Origin of the sequence: Novosphingobium sp. ST904, from assembly GCF_001298105.1 — a bacterium.
Lineage (GTDB): Bacteria > Pseudomonadota > Alphaproteobacteria > Sphingomonadales > Sphingomonadaceae > Novosphingobium.
Genome location: NZ_LGJH01000163.1, coordinates 16,642 through 37,818 on the forward strand (window position 1 = coordinate 16,642; position 21,177 = coordinate 37,818).

The 21,177-nt window shown below is 64.4% G+C and carries 20 protein-coding genes and 1 riboswitch; of the genes, 15 read left to right on the forward strand and 5 right to left on the reverse strand.

The annotated features are described in order from the left end of the window. Window positions 1–235: 235 nt before the first annotated feature. The 3 genes from ADT71_RS34435 (at window position 236) to ADT71_RS24710 (ending at window position 1,650) form a co-directional block, all read left to right on the forward strand. On the forward strand, window positions 236–736 hold the full coding sequence (locus ADT71_RS34435) for an Arm DNA-binding domain-containing protein (protein ID WP_054441180.1): 501 nt from the start codon (window positions 236–238) through the stop codon (window positions 734–736). A 305-nt stretch (window positions 737–1,041) separates the two neighbouring features. Then, complete coding sequence (locus ADT71_RS34440; protein WP_231636167.1) at window positions 1,042–1,185, forward strand: hypothetical protein; 144 nt, start codon at window positions 1,042–1,044, stop codon at window positions 1,183–1,185. A 177-nt stretch (window positions 1,186–1,362) separates the two neighbouring features. After that, window positions 1,363–1,650 carry a BrnA antitoxin family protein gene (locus ADT71_RS24710; RefSeq protein ID WP_054441374.1) on the forward strand — a complete coding sequence of 96 codons (288 nt, stop codon included), beginning with the start codon at window positions 1,363–1,365 and terminating at the stop codon, window positions 1,648–1,650. A 247-nt stretch (window positions 1,651–1,897) separates the two neighbouring features. Here ADT71_RS24710 and ADT71_RS31700 read toward each other — a convergent pair whose 3' ends face one another. From ADT71_RS31700 to ADT71_RS24725, 3 genes are all read right to left on the reverse strand, one after another. After that, complete coding sequence (locus tag ADT71_RS31700) at window positions 1,898–2,428, reverse strand: SH3 domain-containing protein (RefSeq protein WP_132469449.1); 531 nt, start codon at window positions 2,426–2,428, stop codon at window positions 1,898–1,900. Beyond that, window positions 2,415–3,944, reverse strand: a complete 1,530-nt coding sequence (locus tag ADT71_RS24720; protein ID WP_197283117.1) for a DUF6438 domain-containing protein — start codon at window positions 3,942–3,944, stop codon at window positions 2,415–2,417. The genes ADT71_RS31700 and ADT71_RS24720 overlap by 14 nt, the downstream gene beginning before the upstream one ends. A 356-nt stretch (window positions 3,945–4,300) precedes the next feature. Then, complete coding sequence (locus ADT71_RS24725; protein ID WP_054441187.1) at window positions 4,301–4,690, reverse strand: hypothetical protein; 390 nt, start codon at window positions 4,688–4,690, stop codon at window positions 4,301–4,303. A 300-nt stretch (window positions 4,691–4,990) separates the two neighbouring features. After that, window positions 4,991–5,100: riboswitch (TPP riboswitch) on the forward strand. Window positions 5,101–5,147: 47 nt separating this feature from the next. On the opposite strand from ADT71_RS24725, the gene ADT71_RS24730 reads away from it, so the two are divergent. The 3 genes from ADT71_RS24730 (at window position 5,148) to pnuC (ending at window position 9,213) form a co-directional block, all read left to right on the forward strand. Continuing rightward, window positions 5,148–7,478, forward strand: a complete 2,331-nt coding sequence (locus tag ADT71_RS24730) for a TonB-dependent receptor (protein WP_082370534.1) — start codon at window positions 5,148–5,150, stop codon at window positions 7,476–7,478. Between the two features lie 65 nt (window positions 7,479–7,543). Then, entirely contained in the window at window positions 7,544–8,653 is a 1,110-nt protein-coding gene (locus ADT71_RS24735; RefSeq protein WP_082370549.1) for a phosphotransferase enzyme family protein, read from the forward strand. Further along, a complete protein-coding gene (pnuC, locus tag ADT71_RS24740) occupies window positions 8,653–9,213 on the forward strand; it encodes a nicotinamide riboside transporter PnuC (RefSeq protein WP_054441190.1) in 561 nt (186 codons plus the stop codon). The genes ADT71_RS24735 and pnuC overlap by 1 nt, the downstream gene beginning before the upstream one ends. A 284-nt stretch (window positions 9,214–9,497) precedes the next feature. Here the strand turns inward: pnuC and ADT71_RS24745 are convergent, their stop codons facing one another. After that, window positions 9,498–11,507, reverse strand: a complete 2,010-nt coding sequence (locus tag ADT71_RS24745; protein WP_054441191.1) for an acyltransferase family protein — start codon at window positions 11,505–11,507, stop codon at window positions 9,498–9,500. 436 nt (window positions 11,508–11,943) lie between these two features. Between ADT71_RS24745 and ADT71_RS24750 the strand changes: the two genes are divergently transcribed. The 8 genes from ADT71_RS24750 to ADT71_RS24785 all read left to right on the forward strand — a co-directional run bounded on the left by ADT71_RS24750 (window position 11,944) and on the right by ADT71_RS24785 (window position 19,463). Then, window positions 11,944–12,615: a hydrolase gene (locus tag ADT71_RS24750; protein ID WP_054441193.1), complete on the forward strand. Its 672-nt coding sequence runs from the start codon at window positions 11,944–11,946 to the stop codon at window positions 12,613–12,615. A gap of 126 nt (window positions 12,616–12,741) precedes the next feature. Continuing rightward, window positions 12,742–13,578, forward strand: coding sequence for an alpha/beta fold hydrolase (locus ADT71_RS24755; RefSeq protein WP_054441195.1), 837 nt, complete (start codon window positions 12,742–12,744; stop codon window positions 13,576–13,578). 25 nt (window positions 13,579–13,603) lie between these two features. Next, complete coding sequence (locus tag ADT71_RS24760; protein WP_054441197.1) at window positions 13,604–13,876, forward strand: DUF1427 family protein; 273 nt, start codon at window positions 13,604–13,606, stop codon at window positions 13,874–13,876. A gap of 89 nt (window positions 13,877–13,965) precedes the next feature. After that, window positions 13,966–15,810 carry an amidohydrolase gene (locus ADT71_RS24765; RefSeq protein ID WP_054441381.1) on the forward strand — a complete coding sequence of 615 codons (1,845 nt, stop codon included), beginning with the start codon at window positions 13,966–13,968 and terminating at the stop codon, window positions 15,808–15,810. A gap of 164 nt (window positions 15,811–15,974) precedes the next feature. Beyond that, on the forward strand, window positions 15,975–16,868 hold the full coding sequence (locus tag ADT71_RS24770) for a hypothetical protein (RefSeq protein ID WP_054441199.1): 894 nt from the start codon (window positions 15,975–15,977) through the stop codon (window positions 16,866–16,868). A 3-nt stretch (window positions 16,869–16,871) separates the two neighbouring features. Further along, window positions 16,872–17,300, forward strand: coding sequence for a DoxX family protein (locus tag ADT71_RS24775; protein ID WP_054441201.1), 429 nt, complete (start codon window positions 16,872–16,874; stop codon window positions 17,298–17,300). Continuing rightward, entirely contained in the window at window positions 17,293–18,654 is a 1,362-nt protein-coding gene (locus tag ADT71_RS24780; protein WP_054441203.1) for an alginate export family protein, read from the forward strand. Before ADT71_RS24775 ends, ADT71_RS24780 begins: the two co-directional genes overlap by 8 nt. 104 nt (window positions 18,655–18,758) lie before the next feature. After that, window positions 18,759–19,463 (forward strand): YoaK family protein, encoded by a 705-nt coding sequence (locus ADT71_RS24785; protein WP_054441205.1) that lies wholly within the window; start codon window positions 18,759–18,761, stop codon window positions 19,461–19,463. Between the two features lie 21 nt (window positions 19,464–19,484). Here ADT71_RS24785 and ADT71_RS24790 read toward each other — a convergent pair whose 3' ends face one another. Then, entirely contained in the window at window positions 19,485–20,168 is a 684-nt protein-coding gene (locus ADT71_RS24790; RefSeq protein ID WP_231636168.1) for a response regulator transcription factor, read from the reverse strand. A 114-nt stretch (window positions 20,169–20,282) separates the two neighbouring features. Between ADT71_RS24790 and ADT71_RS24795 the strand changes: the two genes are divergently transcribed. Continuing rightward, window positions 20,283–20,960, forward strand: coding sequence for a response regulator transcription factor (locus tag ADT71_RS24795; protein WP_231636169.1), 678 nt, complete (start codon window positions 20,283–20,285; stop codon window positions 20,958–20,960). Window positions 20,961–21,177 lie beyond the last annotated feature (217 nt).

A 21,177-nucleotide genomic window follows, 5' to 3' on the forward strand; every position in this document is an offset into this window, starting at 1 on the left:
GGGCGGCTTAGGAAGATCCCTCCTCCGCTACCATTGCCCATTTTCAGAGACCGTCCAGCTTTGTCCGTCGACGTCTCGGGGCATCTTTTTTCAAAACAAATTCAAACACTTACGGCGTTCGCGGTCATCCGCTGGCGTCCACTCTCGTCCATGCGAGACCGCCCACGTCGATTTGAATTGGGGTGGAATTGGGGGTATTTTTGGCCAGCCCCCCCCCAACATGCGATACCCCCAGATGGCCCTCAAGGAACTTGAAGTTAAATACGCGGCGATCCGAAGCCGCGCATACAAGCTGACGGACGGCGGCGGACTGCATCTGTTCGTCCAGCCGAACGGCTCGAAGCTGTGGCGGATGAAGTACCGATTCGCCGGCAAGGAAAAGCTGCTGAGCTTCGGGAAATATCCCGACTTTCCGCTCGCGGCTGCGCGGACCAAGCGCGATGAAGCCAGAGCCTGCCTTGCCGAGGGGCGAGATCCGGGGGTGGCCCAAGCGGAGGAGCAGCAGGCAGCAGAGCGTACCTTCGAAAAAATCGCGCGCAATTGGCAGGCCAATCGCGCCGGCGGATTGAATGCCGCCCACGCCCAGCGGGTAATCAGCCGGATGGAAAGGGATGTCTTTCCTGCGATCGGTCACCGTCCTCTCACTGAGATATCCGTCCCCGAGATTCTGGACATGATCAGAAAGATCGAGGCGAGGGGGCTCTCGATATCAGCCGGCGCGCCAACCAATGCGTAAGCCAGGTCTATCGGTTTGCGATCGCCAACGGGTGGGCGCGCGAGAATCCAACTGTTCACCTGCTTGGCGCCTTGAAGCCCCGCCCACGAGTGAAGCACATGGCGCGCGTGCCGCTACAGGAAGTGCCGGATCTGGTTCGTGCCATCGCTGGGTACGACGGTGAAGATGGAAGCCGGAGGCGTGATCGAACCAGAGACGCCATGTGTTCACGCTGCTTACTTGGGCCACCGCCGCCGCGTTGCGCTCAAGTTGGGACCGGCCCGTCGGCGCTCGAACCTCAGCCGCAGGGCCGATAACGTACCATTTTGACGGCTCGCCGACGGAACCGCGCAAGCCTTTGCTCGACCAGCGCGCTCGCCTCGCCCGCCGCCACGCTGGGCAAGATGTTCAAGAGCCTGCGACGCCTGATGAACTGGAAGATCGATCCCGACGCCAAAGGCGAATTGTAGTTACTAAAAGCGATTGACCACCAATCAAATCGTAGCTACAAAAAGCCATGATCATTGTATGGGATGAACCGAAACGGCAAGCGAGCCTCGTCAAGCACGGGATCGACTTTGCCGATGTGGGCGAAGGGTTCTTCCTCTCCGCTCTGGTGATCCCTGCGAAGGATGGACGCTCCTGCCATGACCGACCCGAAACACGCCGCTCCCGGATACACCAGGGCCGATATGGATGCGGTCAGCAATAACCCCGAATTGACAGCCGAGGACTTCGCGAGGGCAATGCCTTTCGCTGAGGCGTTCCCGGGCCTCGCAAAGACGATTCGCGCGCGCGGTCCGCAGAAGGCCCCAAAAAAGGTCAGCACCACACTGCGCCTTTCGCCCGAGGTGATCGAGCATTTCAAATCCGGCGGCCCCGGTTGGCAGTCGCGGATCGATGCAGCCCTCAAGGATTGGGTGGCTGCGCACTGAAGCCGATTGGCCCCATCCTCCCGGTAGGACGATGACGAGCTGCCGGTCCCGGCTCCCGGGGGAGCCATCGGTGGCTGAACGACCGGCATGGGTCGGTTTTGTGGGGTGTTCGAGCCCCGCCATCAACAGAAGGCGTGGCGTTGGGCAAGAGGTAATGAAAGTCTACTTCATGCCTCTCCCACGAACAGCTACGAAAGCGGGGACTTCGAGCAGCTTGGGGGAGGGTATTGTCTCGGGAGGGGCGTTGTCACTTATGGCAGACACGATTGACTGAAATGCAGGCGTTGCCGCAGGGCTTTCCCTTTTTGCAGCGTTTGCCGAACCATGAAAATCCACCGCCTGAGCCAGAGTCGTCAGTTGATACTCCTGTCGATGAGGGGCGCGAGGCAAAGGACTGGCGAGTGACAGGAGATGACGAGGAGACATGGTTCGCTGAGATCCACACGCGCCGGGCGTCCTTCATGACCTGGAGCCATTCGCCCGACCGCTTGATGATCTCGACGTTATCGCCGCTGCGGAAGTTTCCCGTGATGTGCCCTTTGGTTGAAGGCGCGTCGCGCGTCCGAAGGGTCGACGCTGAGACATAGACGGTATCGCCGTCATCATAGGCTAGCGCAGCCCCTGCTGGTTCCGTCAATTCGGCATCCTCGCTGCCTGACGGATCAGGAGATGACAATCCACCTGTGCACTGAACCATGAGGAGCGAGCCCAGGACCAGGCAGAACACGTTCACACGGCGAGCGATGGGGAAGCGGCCCGCCATTTCACTGTATCCCATGCGCAGCGAGCCATTCCAAAGTGGCAGGCCAATGACGCCTTTTCGCGGCAGCCAGAAGGGTTCCGTCTGGGTCCTTCACGCGGGGATTGGCGCCTGCCCGCAACATTGTGAGTGCGATGCGATCGTCATCCACTGAAAGGACAGGTGTGGTGCCGTCATTGGACTTGGCGTCCAGCTTCGCCCCCGCTTCGATGAGAACTTTCGTCACCGCCAGATCGCTGGTTCCCATGAGTGGAGTCCAGTCCAGGCTATCGCGTCCCTCCAGTGGAACGCCAAGCGTGATCAGGGTGCGCGCCATTGCAGCACGGTCCCGGCTGGAAGCCTTCCCGCAAGCCCCATAGGTTCCGCGAAATATGTGCAGGGCATTCCCGTCATTATCCTGCCCTTTGGGGTCGGCACCGGCATTCACCAGGGCTCGAGCTATCGTGGCGTTGCAGCCGACTCCCTCGGCAAGCAGAGCCGTCAACCGTGGCTTGGGTATCCGTGAAACATAGCCCTGCTTTGCCATCCGGTCGAACAGCTGTTGATCTCCCCTCTCTGCCGCAAATTCGGCGATCAGAACGCCAAGAGCCAGCGAAGAAGGGGAATTATCCTGCGGTCCGGCCTTAATGAGAGCGTCCAGACGGACTCCGGAGGCAAGAGCAGCTCGGACAAGGTCTGTCGGATCATTCCTTCCGAGTGAGGCTTGCGCAAGCCTTATGGCACTTTGAACGAGGTCTGCGCCGGCTTGAGAAGTGAAGTCGAACCGCTGCTGCTTGAGTAGAGCGACAGTACCGCCGTTGCCCCGAATCCACCGATCTGTCTGAGCCAGAGTATCCACGGCATCCTCGAGTTGGGTCATGCTCCGAGGCATGCCGACAGACCGGCCCACGTAATCGACCACAACCTTGGAGGTTGTGCCGACTCTCAGGGTGAGTTCATAGGTCGGACTATCCGTGACGCCGGCCGTGTAATCCGGCTTCATCCCCATGAAGTGCGCATCTCGAAATTTCTGGAACAAGGCGGCAGCCGCTTCAGGCTCGACGTTCGTTTCATGAGGGTCGGGCCAAAGTACATTGTACCCGTTGAATGCACGATGCACGTCGGCGGCGCTTCCGGGAAAGCGAGGATAATTGCTGGAGAAACGGACGCGGCCATCTCCCCTGATCGAAACCTCATAATCGGGGCACGATCCGTAACAGGCGGTCCTTCGCAGCGTAACCTCGGTATCCTGAGGGCTACCTTCCGGGAACGGGACTTTCGGGTCAGGAGCAGTTTCGGCGGCTTCGTAGTTGATCGTTATGAAGCCAACTGCCTGGACAGGATGCCCGTCGAACGACTGAGGCTTGAATGTCCACTTCCGCGCAGCTTCAAGAGCTGGCTTGGGGTCGAGCTTGTAGAAGTTGTCTCCTACCCGAGCGTCGATGACATGGCCTTTCACGTCAATGGTCACCAGGACGCCGACATTGGCTGATCCGTAACCATTGACCGTCTCCGCGCCGGAGAGGCGCTCCGATTGGAGATAGTAGATGCCCACCCTTTCGACCTCGTGCGTCGATCCGGAACAGGCTAAGAGCAGAGACAGTGCGACTGCTGATCGCCATGCAAGGCCACCCTTCATCATCTCTCCCAAGGTATTGATAGGCGACCATATCACCAGAACTCTGCTTGATAGGCTACCCCTTAAACCGTAGAATACTAAGTTAGAAAATCATCGACTTTACTTGGTGGCCGAGAAGCGTCCGAGAATGGTTGTGAGTTGATGGGGCCGCAGGCGACATCCCGTGGTCGCATTGGAACGATGCTGGCAATGGGTGACTAATTATACAATCATAATTGAGATCAAGTCTTTTTAAGTTTTAGTCTGCGGTGAACAGGCATAACTAGCGTGCGTTATCGGATTGTCGCGAAATCCAATCCGAAGCGAGCCAGATACTTTCTGATCCGGTCTGCGTCGTTGGTGCTGTTGCGTCGCGCGCGCGAGGCGGAGAACAGGTGCCGTCCGGCTTCGGACAGGGATGTGCTTTCGCGGCATGTGTCCACGACGTAAGCCAGCTGGACGCGGTCAAAGGGATCGATCTCGTCCAGTCTTTCCGCGTCGAGGAATGCTGCCAGCTTATCCTCATTGCTGGCGTTGCTGACTGACCAGAGGCGCCCAAGTCTGGCGATTTCGTTGTCGACCGTCGCCAGATCGATGCGGCCCTTCGGTGCAAAAGTGGCCATGCGCGTGACGCTGGCGGCGAGGTCGCGGAAGTTGCCGTTCCAGTGGGCCTCCCGGGACATCGCAAAAGTGAGATAGCGGCTGCGCGCTTCCTTGTTGAACGAGATCCTTTCGCCTTATCGAACTGTTCAAGGGCCGCGATCTATCCACGCCGCTATGCCAGCCGGGACGCGTCTGGGCCGCCTAAGCTTTCGCCGCTGCCGGCCAGATCGAGGCCGTGCGCGGGCGGCGGGATGAAATCGCGGAGGCAAAGACCCGCAAGACTGTGGATCAGGATCCTCGCGCGTGGACGCCGGTAGGGCGGTAATGGTGTGCCTTGCTCTCAATAACGCTTCCCAGCCCGCATCTGACCGCCTAGAGGCGCCCTATCCCCGGGGGGCCGCTTATGCGCGGCTGAGAGGTGGTCTGCAGACCACGACCCGCTGAACCTGATCCGGTTGACACCGGCGTAGGGAGGGCTGGCGGCAGGTCCGTTGTCCCTCCAGATGGAGTGGACGCGAGAAGATGCCCAGTAAGACGATGCCCATTAATCTGCCCAATTTCCGTAACTTTTCCTGCCTTCGCGGCCTGACCGGCATTGGCGGTGCCGCGCTGGTTCTGCCGGCCTTGCTGGCCGCGCCCGCTGCGATGGCGGAGGCGGCCGACGATGCCGGCCCGTCCGACATCCAGGTGATCGGGCATCCCGATCCCGAGGGGCTGCTGCCGGACCAGACCGCGCCCAAGGCCGTAAGCGCCATTTCGGCGGACTTCATCCTCAAGCAGGCGCCGACGCTCAATGCGTTCCAGCTCGTCAACCTCCTGCCCGGCGCGAACGTGTCTTCGAGCGATCCCTACGGCCTCTCCACCGGTTCCAGCCTGACCCTGCGCGGGCTGGGTCAGGACCAGATCGGCGTCGTGATGGAAGGTGCGCCGCAGAACGATATCGGCTATTTCTACGCCTATCCCTCGCAGTTCGCCGATGCCGAGAACGTGCGGCAGATCGCGCTGGCGCAAGGGGCCGCCGATATCGACGCGCCTGTCGTCGCCGCGGCGGGCGGGCTGCTTTCGCTGACGCTCGACGATCCGAAATCGGAGCTGGGCGGCCTCGTCAATCTTTCTGCCGGTTCCTACGATGCCCGCCGCGTTTTCGTGCGGCTGGACACCGGCACGCTGGGGGCGAGCGGGCTCAAGGCCTTCGTCTCCTATTCGAACAACCGCGCGGACAACTGGCGGGGCGCCGGATACGACAAGCGCCAGCATATCGATGCGAAGCTGCTGCGCGAATGGGGCGACGGGAACCGCGCCAGCATCTCCTTCTCGTACAACGACGCCAAGACATCGAGCTATCCGAGCCCCACGCTCGCCGACTGGAAAGCCTCCGGCCGCGATTTCAACTACGATCGGCAGTACACCGAGGGCAATACCAACTACTGGAGGCTCTACCGCGCGCCGTTCCGCAACTTCTACGTGGCGGCGCCGGTTCATCTGAAGCTGGGCGATCGCCTGGCGTTCGACAGTTCGGCCTATCTCCAGCTCGGCCACGGCAATGCGCCTTACGGCACGCAGCTCGCCACGACCGGCAATTTTCTCGGCACCGAGGAACTGACCCAGCCGATCGCGCTGCCCGGCGCGGTGGACGGGGTGGCCACCGTGCTTGGCAACTGGACCGGCAAGCAGCTTCGCGTCGGCGATGTCAGCAAGCTTACGCTTCAGGCAGGCGCCCACAGGCTCACCGCCGGGCTCTGGTTCGATTACGGGACCGACCGTGTTACCCAGTCCTACACCTCGATCGGCGCCGATGGGCATCCGGTGGACCAGTGGGGCTATCAGGACAAGGCGATCCGCACGGCCGACGGCCGCCTGCTGGCTTACGAGAATGCGCGGACCGTCACCGTCACCAAAGGCTTCTTCCTGGCCGACAGCATCGCGGTTTCGCCGCGCCTGAGCGTCGACCTGGGCTTCAAGGGCGTGGACGTGCTGCGCAACGGCCGCAATTACCTGCCCGGCCCACAGTCGAAAGTGCGCGCCGACAGCTTCGCCGCGCTGCCCCGCGCCGCGGTGCATTACAAGCTGGACGACCGGCAGCAGCTCTTCGCCAACATCACGACGAGCTTCCGCACCCCGAACGAGTTCGCGCTCTACAACAGCTATTACGGCGGCGAACTCGTCAGCCAGGGGAGCGGGGATCTCAAGAACGAATATTCGGTCTCCGAGGAGCTGGGCTATCGCTACATCGGCCCCAGCCTGTCCTTCTCGCTCACCGCCTTCCACTATCACTTCCGCAACCGCCAGGTGGCGACCGTGATCGACAGCGGCGGCGCGCTCGTCAATTCGACGATCAATGGGGGCAGCCAGACCTCCTACGGACTGGACGGCGAGATCGATTATCGCCCGGCGAGGGGCGTCAGCGTCTATCTCTCGGGCGAATACCTGCACACACGCCTGAACGACGACCTGGCCATCGGCGGCGATTATCTGCCGACCAAGGGCAAGCGCGCGGTATCCAGCCCCGAGTTCCAGTTCGCCATGGGCACCACTTATGACGACGGCCGCCTGTTCGGCAGCAGCGCGCTCAAGTACGTTGGCCGCCAGTACGCCACCTTCATGAATGACGAGAGCATCAAGGGCTATGCCACGCTCGACTTGTCCGTGGGCGTGCATCTTGCCGGGCTGATCGACGTGCAGCGGATGGACCTGCGGCTCAATGCGATCAACGTGACCAACCCGCATGTGCTGTCGGGCGTCTATTCGATCACGCCCAATGCGCTGGATACGACGGGGCGCGGCGGCACCGTCATTTCGGGCTCGTCGCCGGCCTATTACGTCGGAAGCGGGCGCGCCTTCGTGGCGACGCTTTCGCGCGCCTTCTGACCGTGAGCGGCGCGGTGCCCCGTCTCGTGTCCGGCCGCACCGAACCCGGCCACATGGTGCATGGGATGGGAACCGCGCTGGAGGCACCGACCTGGCCCGCCATCACGCATGGCGAGGCCGAGGCGATCCTGGCCCGGTTCCCTTCCGCCGGACGGCTGGCGGCGCTGCACTGGCATTCGCCGCGACCGTTCTCGGCAGGGGCTCTGGTCGAGACCGAACGGGGATCGTTCTTCCTCAAGCGCCATCACCAGTCGCTCCGCACGCCGGAGGGGCTGGATGAAGAGCATGGTTTCATGGCGCATCTGCGGGCCGGCGGCGTGCCGGTGCCGGAGGTCGTGCCGGCGGCAGGCGGCGGCGGGGCCGTCACCCGGGACGACTGGACATACGAAGTTCACGCAAGGTCGCCGGGCCGGGATATCTACCGCGACAGGCTGTCATGGACGCCGTTCCTTTCGCACCGTCACGCCTTCGAGGCGGGCGTGGCGCTGGCGCGGTTGCACCGTGCCTCAGAAGGTTACGCGGCGCCGGATCGCGCGGCGCATCCGCTTGTCGCCAGCTTCACCATCCTGCCCTCCCGCGATCCGCTGGCGGCGGCGGCGGACTATGTCGCCGCCCGTCCGGCGCTGGCCGGATTTCTTGAAGACAAGCCCTGGCGGCAGGAACTGGCGCGCCTTTTCGCCGCGCTGGGCACCGGGCTGCCCGAGCGTCTGGCCGGGCATCCGCGGCTCTGGACCCATAACGACTGGCACCCCTCCAACCTTCTCTGGAGCGAGGACGGCGCGGTGCGCACCGTGTTCGATTTCGGGCTGGCGGCGCGGACCTCGGCGCACCACGATCTCGCCACCGCGATCGAGCGCACGGCCATTCCGTGGCTGGACCTTGCGGAAGGGCGGGGCGACGGACCCGCCGATGCGGCAGCGGCGCTGGCGCTGCTTGCCGGCTACCGCACGGTGCTGCCGCTCACCCGCAGTGATGTCGAGACGGTCGTCCGCCTGCTGCCGCTCGTCCATATCGAATTCGCGCTTTCGGAAGTGGACTATTTCGCGGGCATCCTGCGCGATGGCGTTCAGGCGAAGCTCGCATGGCAGGGCTATCTCGTGGACCATGCCGACTGGTTCCTCTCCCCGCCGGGGCGGGACTTCCTGAACCAACTCGAAAGCGGGGGCGCGGCCTGATGTCGGCACTCGAAATCGTTGCCGTCGTCGTCAGCTTCCTGGCAATCTGGCTCACCGCGAAGCGCTGGCTGCTGTGCTGGCCAACGAGCCTGCTGGCCTGTGCGCTCTACTTCAAGCTGTTCCTCGACGTGCGGCTCTACGCAGACATGGTGCTGCAGGCGCTGTTCGGCGTGGCCATCGTCTATGGCTGGATCGTCTGGATCAAAGGGAAGGGCGATGCCGGGGAAGTCATGGTGGAGCCGCTGCTTCCCCTGCAGGCATGGGCGGGACTGGCGGCGGGCGCGGCGGGCGCCGTCGCCATCGGCTGGTTCACCAGCCGCTATACCGACGCGGCGCTGCCGTGGATGGATTCCGCCCTGAGCAGCTTCAGTCTCGTGGCCCAATACTGGACAGCGCGGCGACACGCGGCGAGCTGGCTGCTGTGGATCGCGGTGGACATCCTTTATGTGGGCATGTTCGCCTTCAAGGGGCTGTGGCTCACCGCGGGCCTCTATGCGGCGATGATCGCCCTTGCCGTGCTGGGCTATCGCCGCTGGCAGGAGGCCCGGAGCGCGAACTAGCGGGCCGCCCGTGAAACCCTTGTGCACCCTTGGTCTGCATAGTAAGCGCCGCGTTTACGTTGTCGGGGGGCGACATGAGAAAAGGGTGGGGCCACGCGGTTCTTGCGTGGCTGAAACGATGCATCGGTGAATCGAACTTCTGCCCGGACAGGATTCCGGGCTGTTCGGTAGAAACGCCATGCTGCGACTGCGAGGAACTGGTCCGCTACAACGCCTTGTAGGCGGACCCTTCCGATCCGGGCTTCGGCCCGTTCAGGCCTTCTATCCTGCAGCTTCGCAGCCGCTCATGACCTCAGGTCGCGCAGCGGGATCGATGTCGCTTCACGGGCGCTGCCGCGTTCGGTGACGTGGTGCTCGTCCGCGTAGAGCGGCAGGCCACGGTCATCGGCCGGGCACAGGCCGCCTCGGCACATGACGGGCAGGGGGTCGATCAGCCGAACGTTGTCATGCCGCGCGGCGATATCCTCGAACATGGTGGTCAGCGCCAGTCGGCGGCGGCGGACGTCGGTTTCACGGACGGAGCAGTCCTCCGCGCTTTTGCCGCGCCACAGCGAACGGGCCACGCACTTGCGGGCATTGTCCGGGAAGCTGGGGGCCTGTTCGACCAGAAGCACTTCCTTGCCCGCCGCGCCGAACCGGGAGATCACCCGTTCGAGCGAGCGCTGCAGCACCGCCTTGGTCTGTTCCGGTCCGGCAACGCGTTCCTGTTCGTCGAGCAGGAATTTCGAGGTGATGGCCTCGTTGCTGCCGGGAGCGCTGTCGTTCACGAAGCGTGCCCAGCGCCCGGCGATGACGACGGTCTTTACATGCGGATTGGACCTGATCGCCTCGAAGATCATTTCGTTGAACCGGCGGCAACTGTCGTCGGCAACGAGGGTCCCGTCGGTTTCGAGCGTGCCGGGCAGCGGCGAGCAGGAGCTTTTCACGGCCGTGCGCAGGGGGATTCCGGCCTGTTCGGTCGCCTTGGTGAAGCCGAATCCGAGAGCGCGGGCGTGCGAATCTCCCCACAGCACGACTGTCGACCTGTCATCCTCGGCAATGCCTTTCGCGCAGTTCTCGATACCCTTCGAACCACCGAGCGCGCAGCCGATTTCGGGGGTGAAGGGCTTGGGGGAGAATTCGGTCGCCAGCAGGGCGGGCTGCGGCAGTCGGCCGGGCAGGCCGCGCGTGACGATCAGCGGCGCGGATGCCAGGCCGATCGCGAGCAGCGCCAGCGCGCCGAACGCGACGACGCGGCGCTGGACGGTGCGGGTGTCGATATTCGTGCTGCTGCGCTGGCGGAAGGGCGCTTCCACATAGCGCAGGCTGAGGTAGGACAGGACGAAGCTGGCCGCCACCAGCAGCGCGCCTTCGACGGGCGAGGGCGCCGCGCCGCGCTGGAGCCAGAAGAAGGCGATGACCGGCCAGTGCCAGAGATAGAGCGAATAGGAGAGCTTGCCCACGAAGACCATCGGGCCGCTGCCCAGTAGCCGGGCCACCACGTTGTCCTGTTCGGCATTGGCCAGCAGGAGCAGGGCCGTGCCCACGCAGACCGGCAGCGCGGAAAGGCCGGGGAACAGCGTTGCCCCGGTATAAGTCAGCATGGGAACCAGCACGAGGCCGAGACCGGCGAGGGCGGCTGCAAGGCGCAAGGCGGGGTTCGGAATGCGCAGGGATGGAGCGACCGCCAGCAGCGCGCCCAGGAGCAGTTCCCATGCACGGGTGGGGAACATGTAGAAGGCGAAGTTCGGCGATTTGTGGACGATGAATTCAGAGAGGCCGAAGGAGATGACGATCGCGGCCACGATCGCCGGCAGGAACCAGCGGCGAAGCGGCTTCAGCGTGAACAGGGCCACGACCAGCGGCCAGAAGATGTAGAACTGCTCCTCCACCGCCAGCGACCAGGAGTGCAGCAACGGGCTCTCGTAAGGCGCCGGCCCGAAATAGTTGAGCTGCGACCAGAACCAGATGTTCGACGAGAACAGGGCCACGCTCACCGCGGATTTCCCGAGGGCGAGGAGTTCGCCGGGAAGCATGACGAACGTGCCGTAGGCCAGAGTCGCCATGGTAACGGCCAGCAGGGCGGGCAGAATACGCCGGATGCGGCGGTCGTAAAAGGCCAGCAGGCTGAACTTCTGCTCGTTCGCATCCTTGAGAAGGCCGCTGGTAATCAGAAACCCGGAAATGACGAAGAAGATGTCGACACCGACGAAGCCGCCCGAAAATGGCGGAAGTTCGGCATGATACAGCACGACGGGCAGTACCGCGATCGTTCGTAGCCCATCGATATCGCGCCGGTACCTGATGTGGCTCATCGATATTCGCCCCTCGTCAATTCGAATTCTGGCAGAACTGCGCTTACAGAATTGAAACAGCAGCCGGCCGCACCGGACTACGTTGCGATGCAATGCAAGTCTAGGCGGCGCGGACATATTCCGTCGCCGCGCCTTCTTGAATTGACGGCTTTGGGCTGCGGCCGTGGCCATGCGGAATTCTTCCACGCCGCCTGCCCTGGGAACAGCCGCTCCGTTCGGCCCTCACCATACCAATGGTTGGCTTAGAATTCCGGCACGACCGAGGCAAAAGTGCTGCGCGTGGTGGGCGGGCGTTCGGCTGTACCGCCAGGCCATGCAGGTCTGCCTCGGGCAGGCTTTTCAAGTTTATCGAACAATAATGGTCATTTTATCCAGCTTCACTGCAAGCGAAAATGACGCGAAAACAGCTTCACCAGACAACGACAGGAGCTTCCCAATGACCAAGACCGCCACGCCGACCGCCACTGCAACCCCCGGCAAGTCGCTGATCTCGCCTGACAATCATGCGCTTGTCCTGATCGACTTCCAGTCGCAGATGGCCTTCGCAACCAAGTCGATCTCGGCCGAACTGCTCCGCAACAACGCCGCGCTGATTTCGCGCGGGGCCAAGTCCTTCGACGTTCCCACCATCCTGACCACGGTTGCCGAGAAGAGCTTCTCCGGCCCGATGTTCGACGAGATCACCGAAGCCTTCGAAGGTCAGGCCATGCTCGACCGGACCAGCATGAACACCTGGGAAGACGAAGGCGTGATCGCCGAAATCAATCGCATCGCCCGCCCACGCATCGTCTTCGCCGGGCTGTGGACCTCGGTCTGCATCGTCGGCCCGGTTGCCTCGGCGATCGACCAGGGCTTCGAAGCCTATGTCATCACCGATGCCTGCGGCGATATTTCCACCGAGGCGCACGAACGGGCCGTGGAACGCATGATCCAGCTTGGCGCGGTGCCGATGACCTCGCTCCAGTACCTGCTCGAACTGCAGCGCGACTGGGCCCGTACCGAGACCTACGACAGCACCACCGGAATCGCCAAGAAGTGGGGCGGTGCCTACGGTATCGGCATCAATTACGCGAAGACCATGTTCGGCGCGTCCGAGGGCGCTCACTGATTTGAGTTCGTGATCCTTCGACAGGCTCAGGATGGGCGGAAAGAGCCCTCTCAGTTCCAGCTCCGCCCGGGCTGAGCTTGTCGAAGCCGCTGCATAGACAACCCAACCCACCGAAGGATCAGCATCATGGCATATGTCACCACCAAGGACGGCGTCGAAATCTTCTTCAAGGACTGGGGTCCGAAGGATGCCCAGCCGATCGTCTTCCACCACGGCTGGCCGCTCTCGTCGGACGACTGGGATACGCAGATGCTATTCTTCCTCTCCAAGGGCTACCGCGTCGTCGCTCATGACCGCCGCGGCCATGGCCGTTCCGAGCAGGTCAGCGACGGTCATGACATGGCCCATTACGCCGCCGACGCTTCCGCCGTGGCAGAGCATCTCGACCTCAGGAACGCGGTCCACATCGGCCACTCGACCGGCGGCGGCGAAGTCGCGGCCTATGTCGCCCGCTACGGCATTCCGCAGGGCCGGGTCGCCAAGGCCGTGCTGGTGAGCGCCGTCCCCCCGATCATGCTCAAGACGCAGGCCTATCCGGGCGGCCTTCCCATCGAGGTGTTCGACGGCCTTCGCGCCGGGCTTGCCGCCAACCGCGCGCAGTTCTTCCGCGATGTAGCCGCCGGTCCCTTCTACGGCTTCAACCGCGATGGCGCCGAAGTTTCCGTGCCGGTGATCGACAACTGGTGGCGCCAGGGCATGATGGGCAGCGCCAAGGCCCATTACGAAGGCATCAAGGCCTTCTCGGAAACCGACCAGACCGACGATCTCAAGGCGATCACGGTGCCCACGCTGGTGCTTCACGGCGATGACGACCAGGTCGTGCCTTACAAGAACGCCGGTGTGCTCCAGGCCGAGATCCTGCCGGACGCCACGCTCAAGATCTATCCCGGCTTCCCGCACGGCATGCTGACCACGCACGCCGACGTGATCAACCCCGACCTGCTCGCCTTCGTGCAGGCCTGAACCAAGACGCCGGGGAGCCTCCACGATGAAAGCCTACCTTCTCTCGATCGCTGCCGGGTTGCTGGTGGGTATCGTCTACAGTCTCCTCGGCGTGCGTTCGCCGGCCCCGCCGATGATCGCGTTGCTCGGGCTTCTGGGCATCCTGCTGGGCGAGCAGATCGTACCGCTGGCGAAGAGGATCTGGGCGGACGATGAAATCGCCCACTTCGTCCAGACGGACTGCCGCAAGCACGTCCTCGGCCGCCTGCCGGGAGACAAGTTCCCCTGCCGCACCGCCGATCACAAGGCGGAAGCGTGATCACCCGCCGCCAGACACTTGCCGGAGCGGCCGCAACGTCGCTCCTGCCCACATTACTCTCGCAAACCGCACGTTCCAAGGAAGCCGTCATGACCGACACGATCATCGTCAACGCCAGGATCACCACGCTCGACCGGGAGAACCCGCAGGCCGAAGCCGTGGCGATCCGCGACGGCAAGTTCCTGACCGTGGGCAGCGAACAGGAAGTGCGCGCCGCCGCTCCCGAAGCCACGGTGATCGATGCCAAGGGGCACCGCCTGATCCCCGGCCTGATCGACAGCCACATGCACATCATCCGCGGCGGTCTCAACTTCAACATGGAACTTCGCTGGGACGGCGTGACCTCGCTGGCAGAAGCCATGGCAATGCTGAAAAGGCAGGTCGACAACACGCCCGCCCCGCAGTGGGTCCGCGTGGTCGGCGGCTTTACCGAGCACCAGTTCGCCGAAAAGCGCCTGCCGACCATCGCGGAACTGAACGCGGTGGCGCCCGATACGCCGGTGTTCATCCTCCACCTCTATGACCGCGCGCTGCTGAACGCCGCGGCCCTGCGTGTCGTCGGCTATACCAGGGACACGCCGAACCCGCCGGGCGGCGAGATCGTGCGCGATGCGAATGGCAACCCCACTGGCCTGCTGCTGGCCCAGCCCAACGCGACGATCCTCTATTCCACGCTGGCGAAGGGACCGAAGCTTCCGCCCGAATACCAGATCAACTCCACCCGCCACTTCATGCGCGAAGTCAACGCGCTGGGCGTGACCGGGGTGATCGATGCGGGCGGCGGTTTCCAGAACTATCCCGACGATTACGACATCATCGAAAAGCTCCACGCCGACGACCAGCTGACCGTGCGCATCAGCTACAACCTCTTCACGCAGAAGCCGAAAGAGGAACTGGCGGACTTTTCCGGCTGGGTGAAGCAGGTCAGCCCCGGACAGGGCGACGACACCTACCGGCATAACGGCGCGGGCGAGATGCTGGTCTATTCCGCCGCCGACTTCGAGGACTTCCGCGTCGAACGCCCCGACATGCCGCCGAGCATGGAAGGCGATCTGGAGCCGGTCATCCGCCTGCTTGCCGAGCACCGCTGGCCCTGGCGCCTTCACGCGACTTATGACGAAACCATCGGCCGCGCGCTCGATGTCTACGAGAAGGTCAACCGCGACATCCCGCTCGAAGGCATCAACTGGTTCTTCGACCATGCCGAGACCATTTCCGACCGCAATATCGACCGTATCGCCGCGCTCGGCGGGGGCATCGCCGTGCAGCACCGCATGGCCTATCAGGGCGAGGATTTCGTCGAGCGCTACGGCGCCAAGGCGGCCGAACGCACCCCGCCGATTGCCCGGATGCTGGCTGCCGGTATCCCGGTGGGCGGCGGCACCGACGCCACCCGCGTCGCCAGCTACAACCCCTGGGTCTCGCTCTCGTGGCTCGTCACCGGGCGCACCGTGGGCGGCCTCTCGCTCTATCGCGGCGACAACCGCGTCAGCCGCGAAAAGGCGCTGCGCATGTGGACGCACGAGAACACCTGGTTCTCGAACGAAGTGGGCAAGAAGGGCCAGATCAAGGCGGGCCAGCTGGCCGACCTCGCGCTGCTTTCCGACGACTACTTCAGCGTGCCCGATAACGAGATCGTCCACATCCGCTCGATCCTGACGCTGCTGGGCGGCAAGGTGGTGCACGGCGAGGGTGACTATCGCCCGCTCGCCCCGCAGCTGCCGCGCCCGATGCCGGACTGGTCGCCGGTCGCCACCTTCGGCGGCTATTACCAGACGCCGGAAGCCAAGCAGAAGCTGGCCTCTGCCTGCGGCTGCGCCAGTTCCTGCGGCGTCCACGGGCACGACCATGCCGCCGCGCTCGGCGCCAATGTTCCTGCCGCCGATGTCCAGACTTTCTGGGGCTCGCTCGGCTGCGGTTGCTGGGCGGTCTGATCCGGTGCGCCCTCCGGTCGAGGAGGGGCCGCGTTTACTGCTTTTCCATTATTTCGAACATTCCAGTCTAGATTATTCGGATCGATGGATAGCCGACGGCCCCCTACACCGGGCCTGCACCATCGACCGAGCGGCACTGTCCCTCTCCCATCGGAGCCACAGACATGAAGCACTTCACCCTGATCATCGCGGCCGCCCTGGTGGCCGCGAGCCCCGCAGTCACGCCTGCCATCGCCGCTCCCGCAGCCGACTACGCCGTCGGCGCGCAGTACGACACCACCCATGTCTACGTGCCGCAGGACCAGTTCGACACGTTCGTTTCCAGCTTCGTCGCCACCTTCGGCGGCACCACCAGCAAGCAGGGCGAATTCCAGGTCACGCCGACGAAAAGCCTCACCAAGTCGCAGCTCGTGCTGACGCCTGCGGGCACCGTCTCGGTCTTCGGGTTCAAGACGCCGATCCCCGTTCCCTTCGGCGACGAGCGCACCGGCTATCTGGTTACCGACCTCGATGCGGCGGTGAAGTCTGCCCGCAGCCACGGGGCGGTGCGCCGTCTGGAGACCTTCCCCGATCCCATCGGCCGGGATTCGGTGATCCAGTGGCCGGGCGGCGTGAACATGCAGCTCTACTGGCACACCGCCAAGCCGAGCTACAAGCCGCTTGAGACGGTCCCGGAAAACCGCGTCTACCTGACCGCCGATGCCGCCGAGACATTCATCAAGGGCTGGACCGGCTTCGCTCACGCCAAGATCACCGCCGATGACAAGGCCGCCAATGGCGCCGAGATCGGCGAGCCCGGCAAGACCATCCGCCGCGTGTCGATCACCAGCGGCTATGGCAAGATGGTGGTCTACGTTTCGGACGGCCAACTACCCTGGCCCTATGGCCGCGACATGACCGGCTATGCGGTGAGCGACCTCAATGCCACGCTTGCCAGGGCTTCGGCGGCAGGCGCGGAAACGCTGGTCGCGCCTTACAGAACAGGCAAGCGTCAGGCCGCCATCGTGCGTTTCCCCGGCGGCTACATCGCCGAAATCCACTCGGGTGAGGTTTACTGAACCATGTCCGGCACCGGTACGCCCAAATTCGTCGCCTCGGTGCTGGATTTCGCGCCGACGGGCTTCCTTGCCCGCCTCTTGCTGGTGGGCGCCTATCTCGTCGGCGGGCTCACCAAGCTGACCGACTGGCAGGGCGCCGTGGCGGAGCAGGCCCATTTCGGCCTGACCCCGCCCGCGCTCTGGGCGGCGCTCACCATTGGGGTGGAGCTCGTCGGCCCGATGCTGATCCTGACGAACCGCCTGGTCTGGCTCGGCGCGGGCATGCTGGGGGTGTTCACGTTCTTCGCCGCGATGGTGGCCAATGCCTTCTGGGCCATGCCCGCCGGACCCGAGCGCTTCGGGGCGACGAATGCCTTCTTCGAACACATGGGCCTCGTCGGCGGGTTCATTCTCGTGGCGATCCTCGCCTGCCGGGCAAAGCGACGTGCCTAGGCTGGCCCCGCTTGCGGCGCTTGCCGCAACCCTTCTCCCCCATCTTGCCCATGCCGAACCCACCGAGGCCTGGCAGGCCCCGACCCTCTCGATCACCCGCTACGACGAGGACTGGTCCGACCTTGCCGACGCCGAAAAGCGTGCGCACCACTGGACCGGGCCGTTCAAGTACATCCCGATCAGCGATGACGTCTGGCTCTCCACCGGCATCGAACTGCGCGTGAGGAACGAGAACCTCGAAAACAACCTCTGGGGCGGGGCGGATGCGCCGAACGACAGCTACGTCTGGCTGCGCGCGCTGCCCTATGCGGACCTGCATGTCGGCAAAGTGCGTGCCTTCGTGCAGCCGATCGCCTCGACATCGGCCAGCGTCGCGCCTTCGCCGGGCCCGGTGGACGGCACCGGCATCGACCTGCTGCAAGGCTTCGTCGAGGCTGACCTTGGCCCCGTAACCCTGCGCGGCGGGCGGCAGATGCTCTCGCTCGGCACCGAACGGCTGATCGGCACCCGCTACGGCCCCAACGTGCCGCTCGCCTTCGATGGCCTGCGTGCGGACGTGACGCTGGGCGCGGCGAAAGTCAGCCTGCTGGCGGTCAGGCCCGTGCAGGCCCGCCGGGGCGACTTCGACGATCGCACGTCGCCCGACAAGTCGCTCTGGGGCGCCTATGCCGTGCTGCCGGGACTGGACCTCTACTATCTCGGCTATCGTAACCAAGCCGCCCACTGGGGCACGCGCGGGGGCACCGAAACCCGCCACAGTCTTGGCGCGCGCTGGCACGGCAGCCGCGACGACTGGCACTGGAACGTCGAGGGCGTCTACCAGTTCGGCCGTTTCGCGGATGGCCCGATCTCGGCCTGGACGCTGGGCACCGAACTCGGCCGTGCCTTCCCGGACGCACCGCTCGCCCCCGACCTTACCGTCCGCGTCAATGTGGTGAGCGGCGACAAGGACAAGGCCGACAATCGCCTCGGCACGTTCAACGCGATGTTCCCCAAGGGCAAATACTTCGGCGAGCTTTCGCCGGTCGGCCCCTACAACATCGTCAACGCCTATTCCTCGCTGGGCCTGCAACTTGCCCCGGATATCTCGGCCAGCCTTGCTGCCATGGCCTACTGGCGCGCCTCGCGCGGGGACGGCATCTACGATATTCCCGGCAACCTGATCCGCGACGCGGGAGACAGCCGCGCGAAATTCGTCGGCAAGGAAGTGGAAGCGACGCTGGCCTGGCAGGCGACGGCGGAGCTCGAACTCTCCGCCTCGCTTTCCGCCTTCGCGCCGGGAGCCTTCATTCGCGAGACCGGCTCCGCCAGGACGATCCATATGCTCGGTCTCGAAAGCAATTTCCGGTTCTGACCGGCATTTCAGTTTCATCGAACAAACCGGACGATCTTATTCGGATACCTGAGATAGCAGCCCCGACCTAGACCACCGGCATCCCCCCAATCCCGGAGATCGACATGACCGCAACACCCGCCGCTTCCCCCGTCAAGTCCACCCTGCCGCGCCTGCTGTTGCTGCTTTCCGCCACCACCGGCCTTGTCGATGCGGCTTCGGTGCTGGGTCTCGGCAAGGTCTTTACCGCCAACATGACCGGCAACGTCGTGTTCCTCGGCTTCGCGGCGGCGGGAACGCCCGGCTTCAAGGTTGTGCCGGCAGTCATGGCGCTGCTGGCCTTCATGGTGGGCGCCTTTGGGGCGGGACGCCTTGCCCGCGCCCATGTGGACCTGCCACTGCGCCGCTGGCTGCTCTGGGCCGCCGTGGTCGAAGCCGCGCTGCTGTGGATCGCCGCCGCCATTTCCACCAGGATCGACATCGCCGCGCAGGCGCCGGAGATCGCGGTGCTTTCGGTGATCGTGCTGACCGGTTTCGCCATGGGTCTGCGCAACGCGACCGTGCGCTCGCTCAAGGTGCCCGACCTGACCACCACCGTATTGACGCTGACGATCACCGGCATCGCCGCCGATCAGGTGGGAGGACGCTCTCCCAACTTCCTGCGCCGCTTCGCCGCCGTGCTGTCGATCTTCCTCGGCGCCGCCGTGGGTGCCGCGCTGCTGCTCCATGTCGGACTGGCGGTTCCGCTGATCCTGGCCGGCGCCATCGTGCTGGGTGCAACGCTGCTGTTTGCCCGCGATCCGGCCTCTGCCGCGCCGCACAGGCCCTGAGCGAATGCGCCGGTCTGCCGGCTAAAGCTCGATCAGGCCGTTTCGCACGGCAATCGCGACGGCGTGGGTGCGATCCATCGCCCCCAGCCGCGCGAAGATCGCCTTCATATAGCCCTTCACCGTCTCTTCCGAGAGCGAGAGCCGACCGGCGATCTGCTTGTTGGAGTTGCCCGCCGCCGCCAGTTCCAGCACGTCGCTTTCGCGAGCGGTGAGGTGAGGGGGGCTTTCGGAGGCGGCCTGTCTCGAACCGTCCGCGCTGACCAGACCGGCGTCGAAATGCATCTCGCCCCGGTGGATGCAGCGGATGGCGTCGAGAAGTTCGGTCCGCAGGCTGTTCTTGAGCAGATAGCCTGCGGCGCCCGCCTTGAGCGCGCGCAGGGCTCGGCCGTCACCCGAATAGGTCGTCAGCACCAGCACGCGGGCCTGCGGAAAATCCGCAAGGATGCGCGCCATCGCGGTCAGCCCGTCGATGCCCGGCATCTGGAGATCCAGCAGCATGACGTCGGGTCGAAGCTCGCGGTAGAGCGCCACGGCGGCCTCGCCGTCCTCCCCCATGCCGATCAGTGCCATGTCGTGCTGCGTGCCCAGCACCGCCATGACGCCGTCGCGCAGCAGCGGATGATCGTCGATCACGAGCACGCGGATCGGCGCTTCCGGGGGTGTTGCCGGTGCGGAGGTGGTTTCGCCAGAAGCGGGCATGTCCATGGGGAGACCCTGAGCGCGATGGCCGGATTAGGCAATTCCCCCCGAATGGGGGGATTGCCCGATATGTGCACTTGGAGGCATTTTTGTGCATCGCAAAAAACCGGAGGTCTCGCCTTGCCCCCCCAGGTGGTTCCCCAACCCGTCACCCCCGCGACGCCCGCCCCGATTGCCGACAGGGCATCGGGCACGGTCCTGATCGTCGATGACGATCCCGAAATGCGCTCGGCGCTGGGCAGCCTGCTGCGTGTGGAAGGGTTTTGCCCGCAGGGGTTCGCATCCTCGCAGGCCGTGCTGGATGCGCCGCTTCCCGACCGCGAATGCTGCCTCATCGCCGACGTGCGCCTGCCGGGCATCGGCGGGCTCGAACTGTACGAGCAGCTCAAGCGGCGGGGCGACGAGATTCCGGTCGTGTTCATGACCGGCCATCCCGACGTGGCGCTATCGGTGCGGGCGATGAAGGCGGGGGCGATGGATTTCCTGCCCAAGCCCTTTGGCGACCAGCAGATGATCGATGCCGTCGATGCAGCGCTCGCGTTCGACCGGGACAGGCGGGAACTGGTTCATCGCCACCGCGCCGTCGCGGAACGCTTCGCGGCCCTCACAGGGCGCGAGCGGCAAGTGATGGAAGGCGTGGTGCGGGGCCTGATGAACAAGCAGATCGCCTGGGAGCTGGAGATCAGCGAGATCACCGTGAAGCTCCACCGCTCCAGCCTGATGAAGAAGATGCAGCTCCGCTCCGTCCCAGACCTCGTCCGTGCCTCGCAAGTGATCGAGGCCCGATCGGCCGCCTGATATCGGGCACCTGACATGGGGCACCGGCCTGCTTCCATAGCCGCTCGGCGCACGCGGGCGCGTTTCCGGCGGCCTTTTTCGCGTTGCCCGGAACCTCGGAGCCGCCCGCGCACTACCTAGCCATACTTTCGTCTCATTCAGCGGACCGTCGCGGCGCGATAGCATCCGGGGATGGCGGGCGAGGGCGAAGCGTGCCCACGCGGGTAGCGAGAAGGAG

What these genes read in the sequence shown, in the direction of transcription:
- ADT71_RS34435 (WP_054441180.1), top strand. Translation starts at nt 236, where the DNA reads ATGGCCCTCAAGGAACTTGAAGTTAAATACGCGGCGATCCGAAGCCGC.
- ADT71_RS24710 (WP_054441374.1), top strand. Translation starts at nt 1,363, where the DNA reads ATGACCGACCCGAAACACGCCGCTCCCGGATACACCAGGGCCGATATG.
- ADT71_RS31700 (WP_132469449.1), bottom strand. Translation starts at nt 2,428, where the DNA reads ATGGGATACAGTGAAATGGCGGGCCGCTTCCCCATCGCTCGCCGTGTG.
- ADT71_RS24725 (WP_054441187.1), bottom strand. Translation starts at nt 4,690, where the DNA reads ATGTCCCGGGAGGCCCACTGGAACGGCAACTTCCGCGACCTCGCCGCC.
- ADT71_RS24730 (WP_082370534.1), top strand. Translation starts at nt 5,148, where the DNA reads ATGCCCATTAATCTGCCCAATTTCCGTAACTTTTCCTGCCTTCGCGGC.
- ADT71_RS24735 (WP_082370549.1), top strand. Translation starts at nt 7,544, where the DNA reads ATGGGAACCGCGCTGGAGGCACCGACCTGGCCCGCCATCACGCATGGC.
- pnuC (WP_054441190.1), top strand. Translation starts at nt 8,653, where the DNA reads ATGTCGGCACTCGAAATCGTTGCCGTCGTCGTCAGCTTCCTGGCAATC.
- ADT71_RS24745 (WP_054441191.1), bottom strand. Translation starts at nt 11,507, where the DNA reads ATGAGCCACATCAGGTACCGGCGCGATATCGATGGGCTACGAACGATC.
- ADT71_RS24750 (WP_054441193.1), top strand. Translation starts at nt 11,944, where the DNA reads ATGACCAAGACCGCCACGCCGACCGCCACTGCAACCCCCGGCAAGTCG.
- ADT71_RS24755 (WP_054441195.1), top strand. Translation starts at nt 12,742, where the DNA reads ATGGCATATGTCACCACCAAGGACGGCGTCGAAATCTTCTTCAAGGAC.
- ADT71_RS24760 (WP_054441197.1), top strand. Translation starts at nt 13,604, where the DNA reads ATGAAAGCCTACCTTCTCTCGATCGCTGCCGGGTTGCTGGTGGGTATC.
- ADT71_RS24765 (WP_054441381.1), top strand. Translation starts at nt 13,966, where the DNA reads ATGACCGACACGATCATCGTCAACGCCAGGATCACCACGCTCGACCGG.
- ADT71_RS24770 (WP_054441199.1), top strand. Translation starts at nt 15,975, where the DNA reads ATGAAGCACTTCACCCTGATCATCGCGGCCGCCCTGGTGGCCGCGAGC.
- ADT71_RS24775 (WP_054441201.1), top strand. Translation starts at nt 16,872, where the DNA reads ATGTCCGGCACCGGTACGCCCAAATTCGTCGCCTCGGTGCTGGATTTC.
- ADT71_RS24785 (WP_054441205.1), top strand. Translation starts at nt 18,759, where the DNA reads ATGACCGCAACACCCGCCGCTTCCCCCGTCAAGTCCACCCTGCCGCGC.
- ADT71_RS24790 (WP_231636168.1), bottom strand. Translation starts at nt 20,168, where the DNA reads ATGGACATGCCCGCTTCTGGCGAAACCACCTCCGCACCGGCAACACCC.